This window comes from Novosphingobium sp. BL-A-41-Hi4B-X5A (genome assembly GCF_055521705.1).
In genome coordinates this window covers 1,184,308-1,197,381 of the sequence record NZ_CM145500.1, presented here as the reverse complement: position 1 = coordinate 1,197,381, position 13,074 = coordinate 1,184,308, and the positions used below count along the sequence as shown (strand labels likewise).

Genomic DNA, 13,074 nt, shown 5'->3' with positions numbered 1-13,074 from the left:
CACTTGGCTGGTCGGAACCAGCCGCTAGGGAACGGCCCGTCCGCTGTTGAAGGGCGGGCCGCAGGAAGGGAATGGAAATGGGTTACCGGGTTGTAGTGGTCGGTGCGACGGGGAATGTGGGCCGCGAGATGCTCAACATTCTGGCCGAGCGCGAGTTTCCCTGCGACGAGATCGCGGCACTGGCATCGTCGCGCTCGCAGGGCACCGAGATCGAATTCGGCGAGACGGGCAGGATGCTGAAAGTCCAGAACGTCGACAACTTCGATTTCACCGGCTGGGACATTGCCTTGTTCGCTGCAGGTTCCGGTCCGACCCAGGTTCATGCGCCTCGTGCCGCGGCTGCGGGCTGCGTGGTGATCGACAACTCGTCGCTCTATCGCATGGACCCGGACGTGCCGCTGATCGTGCCCGAGGTGAATCCGGACGCGATTGACGGCTACACCGCCAAGAACATCATCGCGAACCCGAACTGCTCGACCGCGCAGATGGTCGTGGCGTTGAAGCCCTTGCATGATGCCGCCAAGATCAAGCGCGTCGTCGTCTCGACCTATCAGTCGGTGTCTGGCGCCGGGAAGGAAGGCATGGACGAGCTGTTCGAGCAGAGCCGCGCAATCTTCGTCGGCGATCCGGTCGAGCCCAAGAAGTTCACCAAGCAGATCGCCTTCAACGTGATCCCGCACATCGACGTCTTCCTTGACGATGGTTCAACCAAGGAAGAATGGAAGATGGTCGCCGAGACCAAGAAGATCCTCGACCCCAAGGTCAAGGTCACGGCTACCTGCGTGCGCGTGCCGGTGTTCATCGGCCACTCGGAATCGATCAACATCGAGTTCGAGAACGAAATCTCTGCCGAGGAAGCGCAGAACATCCTGCGCGAAGCGCCGGGCGTGATGCTGATCGACAAGCGCGAGAACGGCGGATACGTGACGCCGGTCGAATGCGTCGGCGATTTCGCCACGTTCGTTTCGCGCGTTCGCGAAGACTCGACCATCGACAACGGTCTGAACATCTGGTGCGTTTCGGACAACCTGCGCAAGGGCGCCGCTCTGAACGCGGTGCAGATCGCAGAGCTGCTCGGTCGCCGCCACCTGAAGAAGGGCTGATCGCCTGATGACGGAAGCAACCACCGCGTTCTTCCCCGGCTTTGGCGGCGCTCAGCTGGCGCTGCATCGCCTGGGCGCGGGGAGACCGGTGGTGCTTCTGCATGGCCTGTTTTCCTCGGCTGAGGTCAACTGGATCAAGTTCGGGACGGCTGCGAAGCTGGCTGAGGCTGGCTTCGAATGCCTGATGCCGGACCTGCGCGTGCATGGCCGCAGTGCGGCGCCACATGACCCAGCCGCCTATCCGCAAGACGTGCTGGTGCGCGATCTCGAGGCGCTGGTAGCGCATCTTGGCCTGACGGACTTCGACCTGGTCGGCTTCTCGCTCGGCTCGCGGACTGCGGCGCGCGCGGTGATCGGCGGCATGAAACCGCGCAAGCTGGTGCTTTCCGGCATGGGACTGGAAGGGCTGGCCGGCTGGGCGCGGCGGCAGGACTTCTTCCTCGACGTGATCGACCGCTTCGGCACGATCAAGCGCGATGATCCCGCCTATTTCTCGCAGCAGTTCCTCAAGACCATGGGTGTTGACAGGCTGGCCGCGCGGATGTTGCTGGGCACGATGGCAGACACGGATCCGGCCGAGCTTTCGGCGATCACGATGCCGTGCCAGGTGCTGTGCGGCGATCGGGACAGCGACAACGGCTCGGCCGAGCGGTTGGCAGCGGCACTGCCGGATGGCACGCTTACCTGGATCCCCGGCACACATATGAGCTGTGTGACAAGGCCGGAAATGGGCGAGGAGCTCGCCGCGTTCCTGATGGACTGAAAAAGGGTTTTCGAGCCCTCTTGCCGAGGGCGCGCAATGATGGCAGCTTCGCGTCCATAAACGAACGGGCCGGCAAGAGCCCTTTTCGGGATTGAGGATGCGAATGATCTGGAAGAGCCTGCTGGCGGCCGCTGCCGTCAGCGTTCTTGCCCCTTCGGCAGCTCAGGCGGCAACTGCCACTGTCAGCGCGGTAAAGCCGGAAGGTGTGGCTGAAGCGCTGAAGAACCTCGGATATACCGCCGAACTTGCCAAGGATGGCAATGGCGATCCGCTGATCAACACCGAGATCGGTGGCTGGCAAGCGGCGCTTCTGTTCTACGAATGCAACGAAAAGACCCATGATGGGTGCCAGTCGCTGCAGTTCGTCGCCAACTTCACACCGGAGAAGAAGTTCACCGCCGAAGACGCCGTGCGCTTCAATCGCAATACCCGCTTTGCCTCGGTCTCGCTGGGCAAGGACGATGCGGTGATGATGACTTGGGACATGGTCACCGGGAAGGGTATCGACTTCGAGGTCTTCTCGAACTCGGTCGACATGTTCCGCAGCGCGATGGACACGCTGGGCGCCGAAGTTTTCAAGTAATCAGGACCAGGCTCCGGCCACCCCGGAGCGATGGGACGCAACCTCGGCAATCCGCGAGCAAGGCTAGTTGCTCCGGATTGCCTTTCTTTTTGTGGCCTTATCGGAACGGCGGTTCGTTAAACGCGCGCAGCTTGCGGCTGTGGAGACGGGGGCCTTCCTGACGCAGCAGGTCGCACGCGGTCGTGCCGATGGCGAGGTGGGCGGCGATGGCTTCCTCGTAGAAGCGGTTGGCCTGGCCCGGCAGCTTGATCTCGCCGTGGAGCGGCTTGTCAGAGACGCATAGCAGGGTGCCGTAGGGCACGCGGAAGCGGTAGCCTTGCGCGGCGATGGTGGCGCTTTCCATATCGATGCCGACTGCGCGGCTGAGCGACAGGCGCCGGGCGGAATGGGTGTAGCGCAGCTCCCAGTTGCGATCGTCGGTGGTAACGATCGTGCCAGTGCGCATGCGCTTCTTGAGGTCGGTTCCGCCTTCGCCCGAGACAAGCTCCGCGGCCTTCTGCAAGGCCACTTGGACTTCGGCGATGGCGGGGATGGGGATCTCGGGCGGAAGGACCGGATCCAGCACGTGATCGTCGCGCAGATAGGCGTGGGCGAGCACGTAATCACCGATCTTCTGGGTCGGCCTCAAGCCGCCGCAGTGGCCGATCATCAACCAGGCCTCGGGGCGCAGGACGGCGAGGTGATCGCAGATCGTCTTCGCGTTCGATGGGCCGACGCCGATATTGACCAGCGTGATGCCCGACTTGTCGGGGGCAACAAGGTGATAGGCGGGCATCTGATGACGGCGCCATGCCGTGTCGGACAGGCGCGCGCGGGCATTCTCGGTGCGCGCATCGAGCGAGAGGCCGCCCGCGCCGGTGAGGGCAACGAACTTCTCGCCATCGATCTGCTGCGCGGCCCAATCGACGAACTCGTCGACATAGCGGTGATAGTTGGTGAACAGGATGTAGCGCTGGAAATCGTCGATCTGCGTGCCGGTGTAATGCGCCAGGCGGGCAAGGCTGAAATCGGTGCGCAAGCCGTCGAACAGCGATAGCGGCATCGGGCCATCGCCGACGGCATAATCGGCATCCGCGATTTCGTCACCGATGTGGGCGAGGTCTGTGGCGGGGAAGTGCTGCGCCAGTTCCTGCGGGTTTATGCGGCCGATCTGGGCACCGTAGGCACCGTCGAGCACATAGGGGAAGGGAATTTCCTGTCGCGAGGGACGAACCGCGATTTCGACCTCGAAGCCTTCGCGGATCAGGTCGATCTGCTCTTTCAGGTAATCATCGAACAGTGCGGGCCGCGTGACCGTGCAGGAATAGTGACCGCGCTGGGTGAGGCGCCCGAATGCCCGGCCGGTCGATTCGTGGCTGGGTTCCGCGTTGAGGCGGACGTGCAGTTCCGGGTAGCAGTAGCTGCCGTCGGTCCGCCGCTCGGCAGGGGGCAGGGTGCCGTGGTTGGCGTAATTCGCTATATCGGCCCGGAGGGTGGCGACGGCCTTGTCGTAGACGCGGGAAAGTTCGGCGACGATCGTTTCAGTTGTTTCCATCCCCACTTGTCTAGCGCGGCTGCGTGTCCCTGCAAAGACACCGCCATGCTTCCTGGATGGCCAAACCAAACAGCTCTTGCGCGTTGACCGGGTTCGACTGATAACGCTGTCATACATTACTGGGAGAGCCACGAAGATGCGCCTTGGACTGAGTTCGCTTGCGATAATCGCGCTGATGGGAGCGGGCTCTGCCTCGGCCCAGAACACTACTGCTGCCGTGGCACCGATCATCGACGTTCATATGCACGCCATGGCCGACGCGCCATGGGCGACGCCTGTGTGCCCGAACCAGGCCCGCTTCGAAGCCTCCGATCCGAAGAACGGGCCGGAAGCACCGTTCGGCTGGTCCAGCGAGGAGTGCTCGCCCAAGCTCTATCCGGCGCCGAAGGGCGAATACATGAAGGCCGTGCTGGCCGAGATGGAGCGGCTGAACGTGCGCGGCGTGGTGTTCGGCGATGTCGAGGCGGTGAAGAAGTGGCAGGCGGCGGCACCGTCGCGCGTCATTCCGGGCACAGCGTTCGGGCGGGTTGAAGGCGGCGATGCGGCCAAGCAGCTCAAGACGTTGGAAGTTGCCTTCACCAAGGACGGCTTCAAGGTCATGGGCGAGATCGGCCTGCAGTATGAAGGGATCTCGCCTTCGGACATGCGCGTCGATCAATATTTCGCGCTGGCCGAGAAGCTGGACATTCCGGTGGCGATCCACATGGGGACGGGCGGTTCGGGCCGGGCCAACATTGCCATGCCGACGTATCGCGGATCGATGGGTAACCCGCTGTTGCTGGAAGAGCTGCTGGCGCGGCATCCGAAGCTGCGGGTGCAGGTGATGCACGCAGGCTATCCGATGATCGACAACATGCTGACGCTGCTGCAGGCCAACAGCCATGTCTATGTCGATATCGCCGGCCTGATCTGGAGCTATCCCCGCAAGGATGTGAACCGCTATATCGAGCGGCTGGTCGATGCCGGCTTTGGCGATCGCGTGATGTACGGCACGGACCAGCTCGCCTGGCCGGGACTGATGGCCTACTCGATCGGGCTGATCCAGAACGCGGACTATCTCAGCCCCGAGCAGAAGCGCGACATTCTCTACAACAACGCCGCGCGCTTCCTGCGGCTTGAACCCGTGAAGTGAGGCCATAGAAAAAGGGGCGCCCCGAAGGACGCCCCCAATTCTGTTGCAAAAGCGATGAAGCCTCAGGCTTCGGTCGCTTCCTCGCCGCCTTCCAGCAGTTCGGCCGGGATTTCGCCCGGTTCTGCGTTCGGATCGTAGGCTTCGGTGAAGCCGCCGCTCTCGTTGTCGAACATTGCGTCGATGACGTTGACGCCCTTCGACTGCAGTTCGGCTTCGTCGGGCGAACGCGCGACGTTGACCTTGACGTTCACCGAGACTTCCGGGTGCAGCGAGACCTTGACGTCGTAGACGCCGAGGGTCTTGATCGGGCGTTCGAGCACGATCATGGCCTTGCTGACCTTGGCGCCCTGTTCGACCAGAGCGTCGGCGATGTCGCGAACCGAGACCGAGCCGTAAAGCTGGCCAGCGTTCGAAGCAGCGCGGATGAGCACGACTTCCTTGCCTTCGACGTTGCCCGATTCATTCCGGGCATCTTCGCGGCGGGCGGCGTTTTCGGCTTCGATGCGGGCGCGGTTAGCTTCGAAGACCTTGCGATTGGCTTCGTTGGCGCGCAGTGCCTTCTTGTTGGGAAGAAGGAAGTTGCGGGCGTAGCCGTCCTTCACGGTGACTTCGTCACCGATCGAACCCAGCTTCTCGATGCGCTCGAGCAGGATGATCTGCATGTTGGGCGCTCCTTACTTCACGATGTAGGGCAGGAGGCCGATGTGCCGGGCGCGCTTGATCGCCTGGCTCAGCTCACGCTGCTTCTTCGCCGAAACGGCGGTGATGCGCGACGGAACGATCTTGCCACGCTCGGACATGAAGCCCTGCAGCAGGCGCACGTCCTTGTAGTCGATCTTCGGCGCGTTCTTGCCCGAGAACGGGCAGCTCTTGCGGCGACGGAAAAACGGACGAGCCATGTCTTATTCCCCTTCGCGTTCGCGGCGACGGCTGCGCTCGCGATCGTTCTTGCGCATCATGACCGACGGGCCAGCTTCATGTTCGTCAACGCGGACGGTCATGTAGCGGATCACGTCTTCGTTGATCTGCGTCTGACGCTCGAGCTCGGCGATCACGTCGCCCGAAGCTTCGATGTTCAGCAGGACGAAGTGCGCCTTGCGGTTCTTCTGGATCTTGTATGCCAGCGAACGGAGACCCCAGGTCTCGGTCTTGGTGACCTTGCCGTTGTTGCTCTCGACGATTTCGGTGGCGGCGGCCGCGAGCGTATCGACCTGAGCCTGGCTCAGATCCTGGCGCGCGAGAAAGACATGCTCGTAAAGCGGCATGCTTTGTGCTTCCTTATCTAACTAACCGATCGCTGGCTTGTCCGCGGGATTGCGGGGCCCCTCCGGCTTTCTTCGGTTTCACGGGACATCCCGCGAAGGGGCGGCGCATAGCGATTCTGGCGTGGAAAGCAAGCCTGAACTTGGGTTGCAGTGGCTTGCCAAGGGCCCACGACATGCCTTTAATCGACCGCTTAAAGGAGATGCAGGATGCTCGTCAAAGTCGAACGCCATGATGGCGTGGCCGTGGTCACGCTCAACCGCGCGGAAGCGATGAACGCGTTGTCTTCGGCTCTGCGCGCCGAACTGGCGCAGGTGATGCGGGATATCGATGCCGACGATAGCATCCGCGCGGTCGTGCTGACGGGAGCGGGGGAGCGTGCATTCACTGCCGGGCTCGATCTCAAGGAGCTGGGGTCCGACACCTCCAAGCTGGGCGATGCCAACGCCGGGGAAGCCGAGCGCAATCCGGTCAAGGCGGTGGAGCACTGCCGCAAGCCGGTGATCGGCGCGATCAACGGCGTGGCCATCACCGGCGGCTTCGAACTGGCGCTGGCATGTGACGTGCTGATTGCCAGCGAGAACGCGCGCTTTGCCGATACCCATGCGCGCATTGGCATCATGCCGGGGTGGGGCCTGTCGCAGAAGCTTTCGCGCATGATCGGCATATCGCGAGCCAAGGAGCTTTCGCTGACGGGCAACTTCATCGGGGCCGAGCAGGCCTGCGCATGGGGGCTGGTCAACCGGGTGGTTCCGGCGGCAGACCTTCTCGCAACCTGCATTGCGCTGGCGCAGGACATGGCGAGCATCGAGCCGCGTATGACCATGGCTTACAAGGCCCTGATCGACGACGGCTATGCCTTGCCCCTCGGTGAGGCACTGGCGCTTGAAGGCCAGGTCTCCCGTGCGATGAATGGGAAGGTTGAGGCGGGTGAAGTCGAGGCTCGCCGCCGTGCGGTGATGGAGCGAGGCCGCACGCAAAGGTAAAGCGTGCCTGCGATGCTCATCAGGAGCGCGCGGGTGAAACCGGCGCGGCAGCAGAGGCGGCTTGCTTCAATGGCGCGCCACAGAACAGGATCGAGGTCAGGTTGGTGGTGCGGACGGCGAGGTAGCTCAACACCGCCAGCAGCAGGACGGCGGCTGCGCTGACCAGCCATTGCGCTTCGGCGGGCAGGGGCAACGCCCGTGCCTGCGGCAGGACGATCATCGCCCAGACAAGGTGGAAGAGATAGATCGCCAGCGCACCGTCGACGAAGAAGGTGACGACCTTGCTCGGCCCTCTCACCGCCCAGGCCAGCAGGCGGAACAGAGCCAGCGACATGAGATAGGCCAGCGGCAGTTCGAGCGCGCGCAGGGTCAGCGTCCCTGCGAGATTGGGGTAGATTTCCTTGCCGAGCGCGGGTCGGATAAGCGGATCAAGCGGGACGTAAGGCACCAGCAGAACCACGATGCCGGGGATGATCCAGCGGCTGCGCAGCGCAAAGATCCTCTCGCCAAGCTGGCCGTGCCACGCCAGCACGCCAAGCGCGAAACCCGCCGCGTGGAACACGTATTGCTGCCAAAGCAGGGTTTCGCTCGGTGCGTTCGGGATGGGCGGGACCTGTTCGAGTGCGTAACGCAACAGGCCCCACAGCGCGAGGGAAGCCAGTAGTATCAGCCCTCCGGGGCCTTCGAGCAGCATGGCGCGCTGGACGCCGGAGCCGGGCCGCAAGCGCTGCATCGATACGGCGGCGTATGTGGCGCAGAAGCCCAGCAGCACGACCAGAAACCACAGATGATCGATCGCCAGGGGCAGGCCGAGAAACGTCGGCGATGACTTGTGCAGCAGCAGGTCCTGCAGGTGGAACTGCAGAGCGCCGAGAGTGAGAAGGCTCGCCGCGAATGGCAGGCCAAGCCGCCGGGTCCGCTCCGCCAGCCACGCCTTCGTTCCTTTCCGCTCGCGGATCATGCCGGCAAAGTACCCGGCCAGCATGAAGAACGCGAACATGCGGAACACATGGGTGAGAGACGCCCAACCACCGATCAGCAGCGACTGCTGAAAGTCCACTGCGGGCGGCGTGCTCTCGAAGATTGCCTTGGTGGCAACGTGAAACGGCAGGCCCAGCAGCAGCAGCAAGGCGCGGGCGGCATCGAGATGGTGCAGGCGTTTCGCGGGCGAGGACATTGTCGCGCTTTAGCGGCTCACGCCCGTCTAAGCGAGATAGGCATTCCCATCCGTGGCATCTTGGACTGACGGCGGGCGTTAGGGTGAAAGTAACCACCACCGTCTAGTCTGACACGCTGAAAATCCTGCAACTTTTGCTTGAACGAAACTGTCTGATGGTGAGAGGCATATTCAGGGGGCTGGGAAGGCAGGGGACTTCTGCAAGTGCAGACAGCTCTTCGGCGAAGACCCCTGTCAACTCGCCAGCTTCCGATCACGTCGATTCAGCGGTCCGGCTTGCGGTTCTCGACGGGTTCGAAGAGAGCGGTCTCGGCTGGCTCTGGGCCACGGACGGCGAGGGCCGGTTGCGTTATATCACGCAGACGATTCTCGACCACGCCCAGTCTAATATCGGGCGCCCGTTTACGAGCGTGGTCGAAACCGACAGCAGCGCGGCTGCAGGCCAGCCGTCGCGTTCGCTGGCCTTCCAGTTTTCTGCCCACAGCCGGATATCCGATGTCATCGTGCGCTTTGCCGTCCGCCGGGATGACCAGCGCTGGTGGTCCTTGTCGGGACAGCCAAGGTACACGCCGGAGGGCACGTTCACCGGTTACGTGGGCTTTGCCCGTGACGTGACGCAGGAATATGCGCGACAGCGAGAGGATGAACGCGCCGCCGAGTTCGACTCGCTGACAGGCCTCTTCAATCGGCATCGCATGACGCGCAGGCTGGATGCCATTCTGGCGGCCTACCGCGCCTCCGGTCGGTGTTGCAGCCTGCTGATGCTCGATCTCGACAAGTTCAAGCACGTCAACGATACGATGGGGCATCCCGCCGGGGACGAACTGCTGCGCCAGGTGGCCGATCGCTTGCGCAAGGTCGTCGGGGATCGTGGCGATATCGGCCGCTTGGGTGGCGACGAGTTCCAGGTCATCCTCCCGGATATCGAAGATCGTGGCCGTCTGGGCGAGATCGCCTCCAAACTGATCCAGATGATTTCGCAGCCCTATGCCATTGATGGCAAGCGAGCGGTCATCGGCACTTCGGTCGGCGTTGCCGTGGCTCCCTACGATGGCGATGACCGCGAAACGCTGGTGGCATCGGCTGACCTTGCCCTCTATGCCGCCAAGAACGGCGGTCGCGGGCAATTCCGCTTCTTTTCGGCCGAGCTCAAGGACGAGGCGCAGGAGCGCACGATCCTTACCGAAGATCTGCGCGAAGCACTGGGGCGCGGTGAACTGGAATTGCATTACCAGCCTGTCGTCCGGATTGCCGACAACTACGTGGTGGGATTCGAGGCGCTGATGCGCTGGAATCACCCCGAGCGGGGAGCGATCGCGCCCTCGGTGTTCATTCCGATCGCCGAAGAGAGCAACCTGATCGTTCCCCTGGGCGAATGGGCCTTGCGGCATGCCTGCTCCGATGCTGCGAAATGGCCCGACAACGTGCGCGTGTCCGTCAATGTCTCGGCCGTGCAATTTGCCGTGTCCGGCTTCGTCAATGCAGTGGCATCTGCAGTGGCGACAAGCGGGATCGATCCGGAACGGCTGGAGCTCGAACTGACCGAGACCGTGTTCATGCGGGACAGTGAAGCTGTCGACGAAGTTTTCGCTTCGCTGAAAGGCCTGGGCGTGCGTCTGGCGCTGGACGATTTCGGCACGGGGTACTCCTCGCTCAGCTATCTGCGTTCGGCTCCGTTCGACAAGCTCAAGATCGACCGCAGCTTTGTCGAGACCTGCGCGGCCAAGGACAACAACAGCGCCAAGATCATCTCGGCGATCATCGGTCTGGCCGAGGCGCTGGGCATGGAGACGACGGTTGAAGGCGTCGAGGCGTTCGACCAGCTCGACGTGGTGAAGAAGCGCGGGGCGAAGCTTGTGCAGGGGCATCTCTTTGCCCGCGCCATGCCCCTGGCCGAAGTGGAGAGCAGGCTCGAGAGCGGCGATCTGAAGCTTGAACCCAACGGTCCCAGGCGGCACCGTCCGGAGAGAAGGTCGGTATTCCGCCGTGTGACGGTGATCCACGAGGACCACCGCTACGAGGCCGTCATGCGCGACCTTTCACGGACCGGCGCACGGATCGACGGGTTGCTGGGCGTGCCTGTGGGGACCAGCCTTGTCGTCGATCTGGGCGGGGGGCAACTGGTCGTCTCGATGGTGGTGCGTTCCGAGGAGGCGGTGATCGGCGTCGAATTCGAACAGCCCTTGACGAGCGATGGTGCTGGCGGCCTGTGCACGCGTCATCGGGTGCCGCCGTCTACGCTACAAGCCGCTGGCGCTGCTACCGAGCCGAAAGGCAAGCCGCGCTTTATCCAGGTCGCTGTGCCCGGCTCGCGAGAGAGAACCTGACAAAATTGCGCTGAACGGGACCCTTGCACTCGTCTCGTCGTTCCCGCACATCGAACTTTCGAATTTCCGCCTCTGCAAGGATCCCAACCAGAATGCCTACCGGCCTTGTCGCCCTGCTTGACGACGTGTCCGTCATCGCCCGTGCCGCTGCTGCCTCGCTTGACGATGTGAGCGCGGCTGCCGCAAAGGCTGGCACGAAGGCTGCGGGGGTGGTGATCGACGACGCAGCCGTCACGCCTTCGTACGTGACCGAGTTTACCCCGGATCGTGAACTGCCGGTCATCGCGCGGATTGCCAAGGGCAGCCTGTTCAACAAGCTGGTGATCCTGCTGCCCGCAGCATTGCTCTTGAGCGCGTTCCTGCCGTGGGCGATCACGCCCTTGCTGATGGCCGGGGGTCTGTTCCTCTGCTTTGAGGGTGCCGAGAAGCTCCTGGAGAAGCTGGGCGGCGAGAAGCATGGCGAAACCCTTGAGGATCAGCCCGCCGACGCCGCATCATTCGAGAACGAGCGCGTTTCCGGCGCAGTGCGGACCGACCTGATCCTGTCGGCCGAGATCATGGCGATCGCCCTGGCCGAAGTGGCCGATCAGGGCATCGTACAGCAGGCGCTGATTCTCGCACTCGTCGGCGTGGTCATCACCATCGCGGTCTATGGCACCGTCGGCTTCATCGTGAAGATGGACGATATCGGACTGCATCTTGTGAAGCGGACCTCGTCCGCGGCCAAGGCCATCGGCGGATTTCTTCTGCGGGCGATGCCGGTGTTGCTGGCAGTGCTGGCCACGGTCGGCACGGCGGCCATGCTCTGGGTTGGCGGCGGCATCATCCTCCATGGGCTGGAGGTGCTGGGCGTCCCGGGGCCGGCACACTTGGCGCATGAGGCGCAGCACTGGGTGGAACAGGCAACGGGCGCACTGGGCGGAGTGCTCGGCTGGCTTACCTACGCCGTACTTTCTGCCCTTGTCGGCGTGGTGCTGGGTGCGATCGTCGCCTTTGTCGTGCATACCATTGGCAAGGCCCGCGGCAAGCACTGATCCCACATGGCATCACGCGGCAAAGCGTATCGGCGCCGGCTTGGGCGGATGACCCTCGCGATAGTGTCGAATGGCAAATTCGCTGACGAGCCGTTCGAACACCGCATCGTGAAGCCGATGTTCGAATTCGAGACCTGACACGCGGTCCCGGCTCCACACCACGAACGCGAGCTTGGGCTGCAGTCCGGGCAGCATGAGGTAGATTGGCTCATCGATCCGCAGCTTGTCCAATCCCTCGATGCGCGCACCGTATGGATTGAGATCCTTAAGCATAACCGTTGACCGTTTTGTCCCGTGCTTGCACCGCACGGGAAGCTCGATGCCGACGCGCGATGCACGGCGCTGTGCGTCATACTCGTCAGAACCAGTTTCCAGCCACATGAGCGAACCTCCTCTTGCGTTAACCACATGCAGAAGGACGGCCGGAAGCGGTGGGGATTCAGGGCGCTAGGTGTTTCCCCGCAGGAGGTGCGCAGCAGCGCAAGTGGCTCTGCGTTGTTTGCAAGCGGCAAGCCTCGCCCCGTTGCGCTGAATCAAGGTTGGCGCGGCGAACGATGGTAATCCCGGACGCAACGCTTCGGCACACCCAAGGAGATCATACCATGACCGCCACGACCCTCGCCGACCTTGCTCCGGTCCGCCCGTATGAGACCCGCGATGGCACCCGGCTCGACGTGCGAGCAGCCTTCGCCGAGGATGAGCAAGCGCTTGAGGCATTCTTCGCCGCAGTCAGCGACGATGACCGCCGCTTCCGCTTTCTGGCGGCAAGCCGGCATGTGGGGCACGAGCAGCTCGCTCCGCTGACTCATTGCGATCACTGGCGCACGGAAAGCTTTCTGGCTTTCGAGCATGAAACCGGGGTGCTGGTCGCTTCTGCCATGCTTGCTTGCGATGCCGCGATGGAGACCGGCGAGATCGCCGTTTCGATCCGCAGCGATTTCCGCGGCCGAGGCATCGGTTGGGCGATGCTTGATCTGCTCGGGCAGGAAGCGCGCAAGCGTGGGCTCAAGCGCGTGATCTCGATCGAGGACCGCGACAACCATGCAGCAATCGAGCTTGAACGCGAACGCGGCTTCCGTCCTCTTGGCATTGATGGTGACCCGCACCTCGTGCTGCTGGAAAAGCGCTTCGACTGATTTTGCCCTCGGGTCGCATCGAGGGGGCGGACGTGG

General features: G+C 63.1%; 14 protein-coding genes. 8 read left to right on the top strand and 6 right to left on the bottom strand.

What is annotated here, in order from left to right:
• Positions 1-77: 77 nt before the first annotated feature.
• From ACZ1JY_RS05425 to ACZ1JY_RS05415, 3 genes are all read left to right on the top strand, one after another.
• Entirely contained in the window at positions 78-1,103 is a 1,026-nt protein-coding gene (locus ACZ1JY_RS05425; RefSeq protein ID WP_465130622.1) for an aspartate-semialdehyde dehydrogenase, read from the top strand.
• Positions 1,104-1,110: 7 nt separating this feature from the next.
• On the top strand, positions 1,111-1,866 hold the full coding sequence (locus ACZ1JY_RS05420; protein WP_465130621.1) for an alpha/beta fold hydrolase: 756 nt from the start codon (positions 1,111-1,113) through the stop codon (positions 1,864-1,866).
• Positions 1,867-1,963: 97 nt separating this feature from the next.
• Entirely contained in the window at positions 1,964-2,449 is a 486-nt protein-coding gene (locus tag ACZ1JY_RS05415; protein WP_118073493.1) for a YbjN domain-containing protein, read from the top strand.
• A gap of 97 nt (positions 2,450-2,546) precedes the next feature.
• Here the strand turns inward: ACZ1JY_RS05415 and ACZ1JY_RS05410 are convergent, their stop codons facing one another.
• The gene (locus ACZ1JY_RS05410; protein ID WP_465130620.1) at positions 2,547-3,989 is read right to left on the bottom strand and encodes an AMP nucleosidase; all 1,443 of its coding nucleotides are present in this window, start codon (positions 3,987-3,989) and stop codon (positions 2,547-2,549) included.
• Positions 3,990-4,158: 169 nt separating this feature from the next.
• Between ACZ1JY_RS05410 and ACZ1JY_RS05405 the strand changes: the two genes are divergently transcribed.
• A complete protein-coding gene (locus tag ACZ1JY_RS05405) occupies positions 4,159-5,115 on the top strand; it encodes an amidohydrolase family protein (protein ID WP_465130619.1) in 957 nt (318 codons plus the stop codon).
• Between the two features lie 62 nt (positions 5,116-5,177).
• Here the strand turns inward: ACZ1JY_RS05405 and rplI are convergent, their stop codons facing one another.
• The 3 genes from rplI to rpsF are packed head-to-tail and all read right to left on the bottom strand — an operon-like array spanning position 5,178 to position 6,380.
• On the bottom strand, positions 5,178-5,777 hold the full coding sequence (gene rplI / locus ACZ1JY_RS05400; RefSeq protein WP_465130618.1) for a 50S ribosomal protein L9: 600 nt from the start codon (positions 5,775-5,777) through the stop codon (positions 5,178-5,180).
• A gap of 12 nt (positions 5,778-5,789) precedes the next feature.
• The gene (gene rpsR, locus ACZ1JY_RS05395; RefSeq protein ID WP_011445073.1) at positions 5,790-6,014 is read right to left on the bottom strand and encodes a 30S ribosomal protein S18; all 225 of its coding nucleotides are present in this window, start codon (positions 6,012-6,014) and stop codon (positions 5,790-5,792) included.
• Between the two features lie 3 nt (positions 6,015-6,017).
• Positions 6,018-6,380, bottom strand: a complete 363-nt coding sequence (rpsF, locus tag ACZ1JY_RS05390; protein ID WP_039334770.1) for a 30S ribosomal protein S6 — start codon at positions 6,378-6,380, stop codon at positions 6,018-6,020.
• Positions 6,381-6,587: 207 nt separating this feature from the next.
• Here rpsF and ACZ1JY_RS05385 point away from each other — a divergent pair, with 207 nt between their 5' ends.
• On the top strand, positions 6,588-7,364 hold the full coding sequence (locus ACZ1JY_RS05385) for an enoyl-CoA hydratase (RefSeq protein ID WP_465130617.1): 777 nt from the start codon (positions 6,588-6,590) through the stop codon (positions 7,362-7,364).
• Positions 7,365-7,383: 19 nt separating this feature from the next.
• Here the strand turns inward: ACZ1JY_RS05385 and ACZ1JY_RS05380 are convergent, their stop codons facing one another.
• Positions 7,384-8,541: an acyltransferase family protein gene (locus tag ACZ1JY_RS05380; RefSeq protein ID WP_465130616.1), complete on the bottom strand. Its 1,158-nt coding sequence runs from the start codon at positions 8,539-8,541 to the stop codon at positions 7,384-7,386.
• A 344-nt stretch (positions 8,542-8,885) separates the two neighbouring features.
• On the opposite strand from ACZ1JY_RS05380, the gene ACZ1JY_RS05375 reads away from it, so the two are divergent.
• A complete protein-coding gene (locus ACZ1JY_RS05375; RefSeq protein ID WP_465130615.1) occupies positions 8,886-10,868 on the top strand; it encodes an EAL domain-containing protein in 1,983 nt (660 codons plus the stop codon).
• A gap of 92 nt (positions 10,869-10,960) precedes the next feature.
• A complete protein-coding gene (locus ACZ1JY_RS05370) occupies positions 10,961-11,902 on the top strand; it encodes a DUF808 domain-containing protein (RefSeq protein ID WP_465130614.1) in 942 nt (313 codons plus the stop codon).
• 12 nt (positions 11,903-11,914) lie between these two features.
• On the opposite strand, the gene ACZ1JY_RS05365 is transcribed toward ACZ1JY_RS05370, so the two are convergent.
• Positions 11,915-12,283, bottom strand: coding sequence for a hypothetical protein (locus ACZ1JY_RS05365; RefSeq protein WP_240344544.1), 369 nt, complete (start codon positions 12,281-12,283; stop codon positions 11,915-11,917).
• Positions 12,284-12,504: 221 nt separating this feature from the next.
• Here ACZ1JY_RS05365 and ACZ1JY_RS05360 point away from each other — a divergent pair, with 221 nt between their 5' ends.
• Positions 12,505-13,038, top strand: a complete 534-nt coding sequence (locus ACZ1JY_RS05360; RefSeq protein WP_118073500.1) for a GNAT family N-acetyltransferase — start codon at positions 12,505-12,507, stop codon at positions 13,036-13,038.
• Positions 13,039-13,074 lie beyond the last annotated feature (36 nt).

Excerpts from the sequence above, each read along its gene's own strand:
- ACZ1JY_RS05380 (WP_465130616.1), bottom strand. The coding sequence starts at position 8,541 with ATGTCCTCGCCCGCGAAACGCCTGCACCATCTCGATGCCGCCCGCGCC.
- ACZ1JY_RS05425 (WP_465130622.1), top strand. The coding sequence starts at position 78 with ATGGGTTACCGGGTTGTAGTGGTCGGTGCGACGGGGAATGTGGGCCGC.
- ACZ1JY_RS05415 (WP_118073493.1), top strand. The coding sequence starts at position 1,964 with ATGCGAATGATCTGGAAGAGCCTGCTGGCGGCCGCTGCCGTCAGCGTT.
- ACZ1JY_RS05405 (WP_465130619.1), top strand. The coding sequence starts at position 4,159 with ATGGGAGCGGGCTCTGCCTCGGCCCAGAACACTACTGCTGCCGTGGCA.
- ACZ1JY_RS05385 (WP_465130617.1), top strand. The coding sequence starts at position 6,588 with ATGCTCGTCAAAGTCGAACGCCATGATGGCGTGGCCGTGGTCACGCTC.
- rplI (WP_465130618.1), bottom strand. The coding sequence starts at position 5,777 with ATGCAGATCATCCTGCTCGAGCGCATCGAGAAGCTGGGTTCGATCGGT.
- ACZ1JY_RS05365 (WP_240344544.1), bottom strand. The coding sequence starts at position 12,283 with ATGTGGCTGGAAACTGGTTCTGACGAGTATGACGCACAGCGCCGTGCA.
- rpsR (WP_011445073.1), bottom strand. The coding sequence starts at position 6,014 with ATGGCTCGTCCGTTTTTCCGTCGCCGCAAGAGCTGCCCGTTCTCGGGC.
- ACZ1JY_RS05360 (WP_118073500.1), top strand. The coding sequence starts at position 12,505 with ATGACCGCCACGACCCTCGCCGACCTTGCTCCGGTCCGCCCGTATGAG.
- ACZ1JY_RS05370 (WP_465130614.1), top strand. The coding sequence starts at position 10,961 with ATGCCTACCGGCCTTGTCGCCCTGCTTGACGACGTGTCCGTCATCGCC.
- ACZ1JY_RS05420 (WP_465130621.1), top strand. The coding sequence starts at position 1,111 with ATGACGGAAGCAACCACCGCGTTCTTCCCCGGCTTTGGCGGCGCTCAG.
- rpsF (WP_039334770.1), bottom strand. The coding sequence starts at position 6,380 with ATGCCGCTTTACGAGCATGTCTTTCTCGCGCGCCAGGATCTGAGCCAG.